This is a genomic window from Pseudomonas sp. LBUM1640, from assembly GCF_059716225.1.
Genome location: NZ_CP166816.1, coordinates 5,835,400 through 5,847,500, shown reverse-complemented (window position 1 = coordinate 5,847,500; position 12,101 = coordinate 5,835,400). Strand labels below are relative to the sequence as shown.

Here is a 12,101-nt window from a genome sequence, read left to right as displayed (position 1 = left end):
TCTGTATGGAAGGGCCATCGCTCAACGGATAAAAGGTACTCCGGGGATAACAGGCTGATACCGCCCAAGAGTTCATATCGACGGCGGTGTTTGGCACCTCGATGTCGGCTCATCACATCCTGGGGCTGAAGCCGGTCCCAAGGGTATGGCTGTTCGCCATTTAAAGTGGTACGCGAGCTGGGTTTAGAACGTCGTGAGACAGTTCGGTCCCTATCTGCCGTGGACGTTTGAGATTTGAGAGGGGCTGCTCCTAGTACGAGAGGACCGGAGTGGACGAACCTCTGGTGTTCCGGTTGTCACGCCAGTGGCATTGCCGGGTAGCTATGTTCGGAATAGATAACCGCTGAAAGCATCTAAGCGGGAAACTAGCCTCAAGATGAGATCTCACTGGGACCTTGAGTCCCCTGAAGGGCCGTCGAAGACTACGACGTTGATAGGTTGGGTGTGTAAGCGCTGTGAGGCGTTGAGCTAACCAATACTAATTGCCCGTGAGGCTTGACCATATAACACCCAAGCAATTTGTGAACTCGAAAGAGGCCAGATTGCGGTGTGTGAAGACGAAATGAACCGAAAGTTCGACTCTTACAAACACCGAAAGCTATCACATACCCAATTTGCTGAAGCGAGGCCATCTAGCCACGACTCAGTACCCGAATTTCTTGACGACCATAGAGCATTGGAACCACCTGATCCCATCCCGAACTCAGTAGTGAAACGATGCATCGCCGATGGTAGTGTGGGGTTTCCCCATGTGAGAGTAGGTCATCGTCAAGATTAAATTCCAGAACCCCTGTTTGCTAACGCAAACAGGGGTTTTGTTTTGGGCGGTCGAAAACATGCCTGTGGCCACCCCTTAATCCGGGCTGCCTCGCTTGCAGCTTGCAGTCACCTTCAATGTTAAAGTCCATCCCTCGATTTTGCTTTTCCCAAGGAAGCCGTTATGCCGGATGCGACGTCCCTCAGCGCTGGATTCATGGTGGTTCACGGCAACCGCCTGGACGAACTGCGCAGCCTGGTGGTCAGCTGGATGCGCCGTTATCCGCTCGCGCCCCTGGAAAACGAAATTGCCTTGGTCCAAAGCAACGGCATTGCTCAATGGCTCAAGCTTGCCCTGGCTGAAGACCCGGAAGAGGACGACACCGGCGGCTGCGGCATCGCTGCGGCCATCGATGTGCAGCTCCCCGGCAGCTTTATGTGGCAGCTCTATCGCATGGTCCTGGGCAAAGATGAAATCCCGTCCAAGTCCCTGCTCGATAAAGCCCCACTGACCTGGCGCCTGATGCGCCTGCTTCCGGCGCTTATCGACCAACCGCACTTCGAACCCCTGCAGCGCTTTCTCACCCACGATACCGATCTGCGCAAGCGTTATCAGTTGGCTGAACGTCTGGCCGATTTGTTCGACCAATACCAGGTCTACCGCGCCGACTGGCTGGAAGACTGGGCCGCCGGCCGTCACCAATTACGCAATGGTCGCGGCGAATCCAAGCCGCTAAACCCCGCGAACTGCTGGCAGGCAGAACTATGGCGCGCACTGCTATTGGATGTAGGTGAAGAGGGCATGGCCGAAAGCCGTGCTGGTGTTCACCAGCGCTTCATTGAGCGCATCAACACCCTTGAAAAAGCCCCCCAAGGCCTTCCGTCACGAGTGATTGTTTTCGGCATTTCCTCTTTGCCTGCACAGGCGCTGGAAGCTCTCGCCGGCCTGGCACGTTTCAGCCAGGTCCTGTTGTGTGTGCACAACCCTTGCCGCCATCACTGGTCCGACATCGTCGCGGATAAAGACCTGCTGCGTAACGAGTACAAACGCCAAGCGCGCAAAGCCGGCATGCCGGTCACCATCGACCCGCAAACCCTGCACCAGCATGCTCATCCACTGCTGGCCGCCTGGGGCAAACAGGGTCGCGACTACATCAGCCTGCTGGACAGTTACGACGACCCCAACAGCTACCGCGCCGCCTTCCGTGATGGGCGCATCGACCTGTTCAGCGAAAGCGAACCGACCACACTGCTCAACCAGTTGCAGGATGACATTCTGGAACTGCGCCCACTCAGCGAAACACGCGAGCTCTGGCCCGCTGTCGACCTGAATAAAGACCACTCCATCCGTTTCCACATCGCCCACAGCGCCCAACGCGAAGTGGAAATTCTCCACGACCAATTGCTTCAACGCTTCAGCGCAGATCCCAAGTTGCGCCCGCGCGACATCATCGTCATGGTCCCCGACGTAGACAGCTATGCGCCGCACATTCGCGCCGTGTTCGGCCAACTTGAGCGAAACGACCCGCGCTTCATCCCGTTCACACTCACCGACCAAGGCCAGCGCGGCCGCGACCCTTTGCTGATCGCCGTCGAGCACCTGCTCAAACTCCCGGACAGCCGCTTCCCCGTCAGCGAAATCCTCGACCTGCTTGACGTTCCCGCCTTGCGTGAACGTTTCGCCATTAAAGAGCGCGACCTGCCTACGCTGCACCGTTGGATCGAAGGCGCCGGCATCCGTTGGGGCCTCAACGCCGAACAACGCGCCGGCCTCGGTCTACCTCATGAACTGGAACAAAACAGCTGGCGATTTGGCCTGCGCCGCATGTTGCTGGGTTACGCCGTTGGCACCGGTGTCGCTTGCGACGGTATCGAACCCTACGACGAAATCGGCGGCCTCGATGCGGCCCTGATCGGTCCGTTGGTTTCTTTGCTCGATGCGCTAAGCGACGCCCATCAAGCCCTGTCCCAACCGGCAGCCCCTCAAGCGTGGGGCGAACGCCTGCAACGCCTGATGCAACTGTTCTTCCTGCCCAGCAGCGAACACGACGACTACCTCCTGGGCCAACTCGAACAATTAAGAGAAGACTGGCTGGAAACCTGTGAGTCCGTTGGCCTACAAGACGAGTTACCTCTCACTGTAGTCCGCGAAGCCTGGCTGGCTGGCCTGGACCAAGGTCGCCTGTCCCAGCGCTTCCTCGCCGGAGCTGTCAATTTCTGCACCCTGATGCCCATGCGCGCCATCCCGTTCAAACTCGTCTGCCTGCTTGGCATGAACGACGGCGATTACCCGCGCGCGCAACCGCCGCTGGACTTCGACCTGATGGGCAGCGACTACCGCCCCGGCGACCGTTCACGTCGCGAAGATGATCGCTATCTGCTGCTCGAAGCGCTGCTGTCAGCCCGCGACCAGCTCTACATCAGTTGGGTAGGCCGCAGCATCCGAGACAACAGTGACCGCCCGGCCTCAGTACTGATTGGCCAACTGCGCGACCACATCGCCAGCGGCTGGCATAACACGGACAAACACGAACTGCTCGAAGCGATGACCCAGGAACACCCGCTCCAACCCTTCAGTGCCCGCTACTTCCATGAGGGCGATCCTCTGTTCAGCTACGCCCGCGAATGGCAGCTGCTCCACGAAGCACGCGATGCAGCGCAAACAGAAGTCGAACTGACAGAGCACCACCAGGAAGAACCCCTGAGCCTCGGCCAGTTGCAGGACTTCCTGCGCAACCCGGTCAAACACTTCTTCAGCCAACGTCTGAAAGTGTTCTTCGAAGCCGCCGAAGTCCCGCTGGCCGACGAAGAACCCTTCGTGCTCGACGCGTTGCAACGCTACAGCCTCAGCGACAGTCTGCTGAACGCTGCATTGGCCCAGCCCGACCAAGTGGGTCAGGCCCTCAACGCCCAAGCCTTGCGCCTGCAAGGCAGCGGCCTGCTGCCGATGGTCGGTTTCGGTGAATGCCTGCGTAACGAACTGATTGAGCCGTTGCCCGATTTGCTGCAACGCTACCAACACTTATTGGCGCTCTGGCCCACGCCACACACAACCGCCGAACCGATCAGTTTTGAGCATCAAGGCATCCAGCTGGAAGGCTGGATCAGCGGCCTGCATCGGCGCAGTGACGGCGGGTTGCTAAGCGTGACCACTATTCCCAACAGCATCGGCTCGATCAAGACGCGTAAGTGGCACCGTCTGATCCGCCCGTGGGTCAATCACGTCGTCGCCTGCGCCTGCGGCCTGCCGCTCAGCACTGGGTTGGTCGCCAGTGACGACACCCTGCTGCTGGCCCCGCTGGAAAAATCCGCGGCCCAGGAAATCCTCGGTAACCTGCTGCTGGCCTGGCACACCGGTATGCGCAAACCCCTCCCGGTAGCCGTCAAAACCGCCTTCGCCTGGCTTGGCCAAACCGACCCCGCCAAGGCCCAGGCCGCCGCCAGCAAAGCCTACGAAGGCGACGGCCTGACCACCGACGGCGAACGCCGCGAAACCCCGGCGCTCACCCGCCAGTTCCCCGACTACGCCACGCTCATCGCCAGCGAAGAATTCGAAGGCTGGGTCGAAACCCTGTATCGCCCGCTGATCAACGCCCCCTGGCGATCGCTCAGCAGTGAGGAGGCCAGCGCATGATCAGTAAACCTTTAGCCCTGGCCTTCCCGCTCAAAGGCAGCCAGCTGATTGAAGCCAGCGCCGGCACCGGCAAGACCTTCACCATTTCCGCCCTGTACCTGCGCCTGGTGCTCGGCCATGGTGGTGATGAGTCCGGCTTCACCCGCGAACTGTTACCGCCGCAAATCCTGGTGGTGACCTTCACCGATGCCGCCACCAAAGAGCTACGTGAACGCATCCGCATTCGCCTGGCCGAGGCCGCGCGTTTCTTTCGCAATGAAATCGAACAACCTGATGCGCTGATCGCCGACCTGCGCGACGAATACCTTCCCGAGCAATGGTCCGCCTGCGCCAACCGTCTGGACATCGCCGCCCAATGGATGGACGAAGCCGCCGTCTCGACCATCCACAGTTGGTGCCAGCGCATGCTGCGCGAGCACGCGTTCGACAGCGGCAGCCTGTTCACCCAAACCCTGGAAACCGACCACAGCGACCTGCTCGGCGAAGTGCTGCGCGACTACTGGCGGCTGTTCTGCTACCCAATGCACGACGACGCGCTCAACTGGGTGCGCAAAAACTGGAGTGGCCCCGCCGCGCTGATGCCGCGCGTGCGTGCGCTGTTCGGCAGCGAACGGCCTACCGACGAAACACGTGAGCCTGCCGAGCTGATCAACGCCTGCCTGCAAGAGCGCCGCGAAGCGTTGGTAACCCTCAAGGCGCCGTGGCAGCAATGGGCCGCCGAGCTGCGCGATATCTGCTTGCAAGCCGTGGCTGCCAAAGCTGTCGACGGCCGTAAGATGCAAGCGCGGTACTTCGAGCCCTGGTTCGAAAAGATCAGCGCTTGGGCCGCTGATGAAACCCTCGAACAACTGGACATCGGCACCGGCTTCACGCGCCTGACGCCCGACGGCATGGCCGAAGCCTGGAAGGGCGAGCCACCGCATCACCCCGGCATTGACGCCATGGCCAACCTCAAAGCCAGCCTCGACGCGTTGCCCACCCCCGACGCCGCCGTGTTGCAACACGCCGCCGGCTGGGTGGGTAAACGCTTCGAAGAAGAAAAACGCCGCCGCGCCGAAATGGGCTTCGACGACATGCTGATCCGCCTTAACGCCGCCCTGCAAACAGACGGCGGCGAGCGCTTGGCCAGTGTGATCCGCGAGCAGTTCCCGGTCGCCCTGATCGACGAATTCCAAGACACCGACCCGGTGCAATACAGCATCTTCGACAGCATCTACCGCATCGAAGAAAACCACCTCGACAGCGGCCTGTTCCTGATCGGCGACCCCAAACAGGCGATCTACGCCTTCCGCGGCGCCGACATCTATACCTACCTGCGCGCCCGCCAGTCCACCACTGGCCGCCACCACACATTGGGCACCAACTTCCGCTCCAGCCACGCGATGGTCGAGGCGGTGAACCACGTGTTCCAACGCGCCGAAACCGGCCGTGGCGCGTTCCTGTTCCGCGAGCCGAATGGCGACAACCCGGTGCCGTTCCACTCGGTGCTGTCCCAAGGTCGCAAGGAGCAACTGCAGGTCGATGGCCACACGCTGCCGGCCATGCACCTCTGGCACCTGCCCACCGATCAGCCGATTTCCAACGCGGTCTATCGCCAACACCTGGCTGCCGCCTGCGCCACGCAAATCGTGGAGTTGCTCAACGGCGGGCAACAAGGCACCGCAGGTTTCTTACACGCGGACGGTAGCTTTAAAGGCGTACTGCCGTCAGACATCGCCATCCTGGTGCGCGACGGCAAGGAAGCCCAAGCCGTGCGCGCCGAGTTGGCCGCCCGTGGTGTGCGCAGCGTGTACCTGTCGGACAAAGATTCGGTCTTCGCCGCCCAGGAAGCCCACGACCTGCTCGCCTGGCTCAAGGCCTGCGCCGAGCCGGACGTCGAGCGCCCCCTGCGCGCCGCCCTGGCCTGCGTCACCTTGAACCTGTCATTGCCGGAACTGGAGCGTCTTAACCAGGACGAACTGGCGTGGGAAACCCGCGTGATGCAGTTCCGTGGTTACCGCGCGATCTGGCGCAGCCAAGGCGTGCTGCCGATGCTGCGGCGCCTGTTGCATGATTTCAAACTGCCGCAAACCCTGATCGCCCGCAGTGACGGCGAACGTGTACTGACCAACCTGCTGCACCTCAGCGAATTGCTGCAACAGGCTGCGTCGGAGCTCGATGGCGAGCAAGCGCTGATCCGCCATCTGGCTGAGCACCTGGCGCTGTCAGGTCAGGCCGGTGAAGAACAGATCCTGCGCCTGGAAAGCGACGAGCAATTGGTTAAGGTCGTGACCATCCACAAATCCAAAGGACTGGAATACGACCTGGTCTTCCTGCCGTTCATCTGCTCGGCCAAGCCGGTGGATGGCAGCCGCTTGCCGCTGCATTACCACGACGAGCATGGCAAATCCCAAGTCAGCCTGCGGCCCACCGCCGAGTTGATCGCCCAGGCTGACGATGAGCGCCTGGCCGAAGACTTGCGCTTGTTCTACGTTGCCCTCACGCGCGCCAAACATGCGTGCTGGCTCGGCATTGCCGACCTCAAGCGCGGCAATAACAGCAGTTCGGTATTGCACCTGTCAGCCCTGGGTTACTTGCTCGGCGCCGGTACATCGTTGGGCGAATCCGCTGCTCTGGCGCGCTGGTTGCTCGACCTGCAGGAAGGCTGCGCCGCCATCCACTACGCCCCCGTGCCCGACGCACAAAGCAGCCTGTTCCATCCGCCGCGCAATGAAGCCACCTTGCTCGCGCCGTTGCTGCCCAAGCGCAAGGCCGCTGAAAACTGGTGGATCGCCTCCTACAGCGCATTGCGTATTGGCGACAGCATGAGCGCCGCGCCCCTCGAAGCGCCGGAAAGCCCACAAGCCCAGAAGCTGTTCGATGACGAACGCCTCGACCCCGACGCCCCGCGTGAAGTGGCAGCGTCCGGCGGCGACATTCACCGTTTCCCACGCGGGCCTAACCCCGGCACCTTCCTTCACGGCCTGTTGGAATGGGCGGGCGAGGAGGGCTTCACCGTTACGCCCGAGGCCATCGAAAAAGCCGTGGGCGCGCGCTGTAATCGGCGCGATTGGGAAGGTTGGATCGTCACCCTCAGCGGTTGGCTGGGCCACCTGCTGCAAACGCCGCTGCCTGTGGATAACGATCACATCACCCTGAGCAGCCTGCAGCAGTATCAGATCGAAATGGAGTTCTGGTTCGCCAGCCACAAAGTCGACGTGCTCGCCCTCGACAAGCTGGTGTGCCAATACACCCACAACGGCGTGTCCCGCGTTGCCGCCGAACCGGTGCTGCTCAACGGCATGTTCAAAGGCTTTATCGACCTGACTTTTGAACACGACGGCCGCTATTACGTGGCCGACTACAAATCCAACTGGCTGGGCCCCGACGATTCGGCCTACACCTTGGACGCCATGGAACAGTCGATCCTCGAGCATCGGTACGACCTGCAATATGTGCTTTACCTGCTGGCCCTGCACCGCCAACTGAAGGCACGCCTGCCCAATTACGACTACGACCGCCACGTCGGCGGGGCGCTGTATGTTTTCCTGCGCGGCACTCAATCGGTGAGCAAAGGCGCGTATTTCACCCGGCCACCTCGGGAACTGATCGAAGGCTTGGACCTGTTGTTCCAGGGCAAACCCATACCACCCAAGGTTGAGCCCGCCTGGGAACAAGGAGTGCTGCTATGAGCCTGTCGCCGTTACCGGTTGAGGCGTTAGTGCCTCTTAGCCACGCCGCCGACCTGGTGCAACTGCTGGAACGCTGGGTTGACCGGGGTTGGTTGCGCGCGTTGGACAAGGCCTTTGTCGGTTTCCTGCACGAACTCGATCCGCAGGCCGACCCGCTGGTGCTGCTGGCAGCGGCGCTGACCAGCCACCAACTGGGCCATGGTCACGTCTGCCTCGATCTGTTCGAAACCCTCAAAGCACCGGATTTCGCCCTGTCGTTGCCACCCGAAGGCGACCTGCAAACCGGCGCGATGCTGCTGCCGTCGCAACTGCTCGACGGTCTCGACGGCGCCCATTGGTGCCATGCGCTGGCCGCCAGTCAGCTGGTTGCCCTGGCCGTCGATGGCAGCGAGTCCGCCCAAAGCCGCCCATTAGTCTTGTCCGGCAAACGCCTGTACTTGCGCCGCTATTGGACCTACGAACGGCGCATCGACACAGCCTTGCGCATACGTCTGGCGACTCAGGAAACCGTGGGCGCCGACCTGCCGCAACGCCTGAATAGCCTGTTCAACCAACCGCCGCCCGACGGCGTGATTGACTGGCAAAAGCTCGCCTGCGCCCTGGCCACCCGCGGAGCCTTCAGCATCGTCACCGGCGGCCCCGGCACGGGCAAGACCACCACTGTAGTGCGCCTGCTCGCGCTGTTGCAGGCCCCCGCCGTGGAAGCCGGCAGCCCGTTGCGCATCCGCCTGGCCGCACCCACCGGTAAAGCCGCCGCACGCCTCACCGAGTCCATCAGCCAGCAAGTGCTCTCGCTGAATGTGCCGGACGGCGTGCGCGAAAAAATCCCGACCCAGGTCACCACCGTGCACCGCCTGCTGGGCAGTCGCCCTGGCACGCGGCACTTTCGCCATCACATCGGCAACCCATTGCCCTTGGATGTGCTGGTGGTGGACGAAGCCTCGATGATCGACCTGGAAATGATGGCCAATCTACTGGACGCCTTGCCGCCCCACGCACGCTTGGTGTTGCTGGGCGACAAAGACCAACTCGCCTCGGTGGAGGCCGGCGCCGTACTCGGCGATTTGTGCCGCGACGCCGAAGCAGGCTGGTACAGCCCCGACACGCGCCAATGGCTACAAGCGGTCAGCGGCGAAGACCTCAGTGCCAGCGGTCTGCACGAAGACCTCGACGCCAGCCACCCACTGGCCCAGCAAGTGGTGATGCTGCGCTACTCGCGGCGTTTCGGTGAGGGCAGCGGCATCGGCCAACTGGCGCGCTGGGTCAACCAGCAAAACGCCGAAAATGCGCGCAAACTGCTGGCTGCGCGCAGCCACGACGACCTGTTCTGCCTCAGCCTCAAGGGCGAGCACGACCACGCCCTCGAGCGCCTGGTACTGGACGGGCAGGGCGACGATGCCCAGGGCTATCGCTATTACCTCAACCTGCTGCAAAGCGCACGGCCAGCCCTCGACACCCCGCGCGAAGACCTGGCCTGGACCCACTGGGCGCAACAATTGCTGCTAGCCTTCGACGCCTTCCAACTGCTTTGCGCCGTGCGCAAAGGCCCCTGGGGTGTGGAAGGCCTGAACGTGCGCATCACTGCGGCCTTACGCAAAGTGCGGCTGATCGAAGGCGACGACCAATGGTACGAAGGCCGCCCGGTACTGATGACCCGCAACGATTACGGCTTGGGTTTGATGAACGGTGACATCGGCATCGCCCTCAAACTGCCCGAAAGCGACGGCGGCCCCCAGGTGCTGCGCGTGGCCTTCCCACGCAACGATGGGCAAGGCGGCGTACGTTTTGTGCTGCCCAGCCGTCTGAATGATGTGGAAACCGTGTACGCCATGACCGTGCACAAATCCCAGGGCTCGGAATTTACCCACACCGCGCTGATCCTGCCGGATGCGCTGAACCCGGTGTTGACCAAAGAACTGATCTACACCGGTATCACCCGTGCCAAGCGCTGGTTCAGCCTGATCGAGCCGCGTGGCGGCGTGTTTGAAGAGGCGGTGCGGCGCAAGGTCAAACGCTTGAGCGGGTTAATGCTGGAGTTGGACGTGCCAGCTGTTAAAACTGACTGATCGGTCATGAAATATTTCTGATTCAGTTGTCTGATTTTTCTGAAAAAATAGCGGATCTCGCGAAGTCGGCTCTTCGCGGGGTTTTCCGTTGCTGTGCTATCGTTGCGGCATCACCTTGAAAAAACACCTGAGAGAATTGCTGCAATGACCGTGGCCGTCTCGCCCACAGAGCGTAGTTTGAGCTGGAGACGCATGTTACTGGTGGCGGTTCTGTGCCTGCTCGCGCCGTTTGCCTATGCGCAAACGCCTAGCCCGGCGGACCACCGCGCCCAGGCAGTCACCCAAGTGGTACTCGGCATTCTCAGTTACGCGCGCTGGCCGGTGGAGCCTGCGCAACTGCGGCTGTGCATCGTCGGCCCCACGCAATACACCGATGATCTGATCAAAGGCACCACCCAGGCCACCGGTCGCCCAGTGGTGGTGCAGCGCCTGCTGGCCGATCACCCGGACATCGTCAGTGCCTGCGACGCCGTGTACATCGGCAAACTCTCCGCCGATGAGCGCACTCGGCTGTTCGCGTCGCTGATTGGCCACCCGGTGCTCAGCATCAGCGAAGGCGGCGACCAATGCACCGTGGGCAGCCTGTTCTGCCTGCGCGTGGGTGATGAGCAGGTGTCGTTCGAGGTCAACCTGGACTCCGTCGCCCGCAGTGGCGTGCGCATTCACCCCAGCGTGTTGCAACTGTCGCGTCGTCGAGCGCCAGCGCCATGAGCACTCCAAAAGCGCGGCCGACGTTACGTTCGGTCATCGGCCGTGGGCATTTGATCCTGGCGTTGGTCGCCGTGACCCTGGCCAGCGTGTCCCTGACCCTGCTCGGCGTGCTGGCATTGCGCGTTTATGCCGAGCACAACCTGCACTTGATCGCGCGCTCCATCAACTACACCGTGGAAGCGGCGGTGGTGTTCGACGACAGCGCCGCCGCGACCGAAGCGCTGAGCCTGATTGCGTCGACTGAAGAGGTGGCCCAGGCCGAAGTATTCGATGACAGTGGCAAGTTGCTCGCGCACTGGGTGCGACCGGATACCGGGATGCTGTCGCGGGTTGAACTGGCAGTGGCGCACACCTTGCTCGAACAGCCCATCAGCCAGCCGGTTTTGCACCAAGGGCAACCCGTCGGCAGCATTCATCTGGTCGGCCATGGCGGTAGCCTGCTGCGCTTCCTGCTCAGCGGCCTGGCCGGGATTGTGATTTGTACCGCCCTCAGCGCCTGGGTGGCGTTGTATTTGGCGCGGCGTTTGTTGCTGGGCATCACCCGACCGCTGCAAAGCCTCGCCGCCGTGGCCCACGCCGCCCGCAGCGAGCGCGACTTTGACCGGCGCGTGCCACCGGCACAGATCGCCGAACTCGACAGCCTGGGCAGCGACTTCAATGCCCTGCTCGGCGAGATGGAAGCCTGGCAAAGCCACCTGCAAAGTGAAAACGAAACCCTCGCCCACCAGGCCAGCCACGACAGCCTGACCGGCCTGCCCAACCGCGCCTTCTTCGAAGGCCGGCTGATTCGCGCCCTGCGCAGTGCCGCCAAGATCAACGAGCGGGTGGCCGTGCTGTTCCTCGACAGCGACCGCTTCAAAGACATCAACGACAACTTCGGCCACGCCGCCGGTGATGCAGTGCTGGTCGCTGTCGCCGAACGCGTGCGCGCGCAATTGCGTGAAGATGACCTGGTGGCGCGCCTGGGCGGCGATGAATTCGCGGTGCTGCTGGCGCCGCTGCACAAACTCGAAGATGCGCAGCGCATCGCCGACAAGATCATCGCCAGCATGGACAAGCCGATCCCACTGCCTGGCAACACCCAAGTGTTGACCTCCCTCAGTATCGGCATTGCCGTTTATCCCGATCATGGCGCCACCCCTGGCACCTTGCTCAATGCCGCTGACGCGGCGATGTACCAGGCCAAACGTTTGTCCCAGGGCGGCCAGCAAACGGCGGAATTGGAGCCCACCGCCGCCAATGTTAACCACAGGAGTTGATCCC

At 62.0% G+C, this 12,101-nt stretch carries 5 protein-coding genes and 2 rRNA genes (1 of these 7 running past the window's edge); all 7 read left to right on the top strand.

The features are described from left to right. Positions 1 to 503: ribosomal RNA gene (locus tag ACA065_RS25995) — 23S ribosomal RNA — on the top strand (it extends 2,389 nt beyond the left edge of the window). 155 nt (positions 504 to 658) lie between these two features. Continuing rightward, a 5S ribosomal RNA gene (gene rrf, locus ACA065_RS25990) occupies positions 659 to 774 on the top strand. Positions 775 to 940: 166 nt separating this feature from the next. Next, entirely contained in the window at positions 941 to 4,390 is a 3,450-nt protein-coding gene (recC, locus tag ACA065_RS25985; RefSeq protein ID WP_497692102.1) for an exodeoxyribonuclease V subunit gamma, read from the top strand. Continuing rightward, a complete protein-coding gene (gene recB, locus ACA065_RS25980; RefSeq protein WP_497692101.1) occupies positions 4,387 to 8,061 on the top strand; it encodes an exodeoxyribonuclease V subunit beta in 3,675 nt (1,224 codons plus the stop codon). The genes recC and recB overlap by 4 nt, the downstream gene beginning before the upstream one ends. After that, positions 8,058 to 10,127, top strand: coding sequence for an exodeoxyribonuclease V subunit alpha (recD, locus tag ACA065_RS25975; RefSeq protein ID WP_497692100.1), 2,070 nt, complete (start codon positions 8,058 to 8,060; stop codon positions 10,125 to 10,127). Before recB ends, recD begins: the two co-directional genes overlap by 4 nt. A 144-nt stretch (positions 10,128 to 10,271) precedes the next feature. After that, positions 10,272 to 10,838: a regulatory sequestration protein YfiR gene (gene yfiR / locus ACA065_RS25970; protein ID WP_497692099.1), complete on the top strand. Its 567-nt coding sequence runs from the start codon at positions 10,272 to 10,274 to the stop codon at positions 10,836 to 10,838. Beyond that, on the top strand, positions 10,835 to 12,097 hold the full coding sequence (gene dgcN / locus ACA065_RS25965) for a diguanylate cyclase DgcN/YfiN (RefSeq protein ID WP_497692098.1): 1,263 nt from the start codon (positions 10,835 to 10,837) through the stop codon (positions 12,095 to 12,097). Before yfiR ends, dgcN begins: the two co-directional genes overlap by 4 nt. Positions 12,098 to 12,101 lie beyond the last annotated feature (4 nt).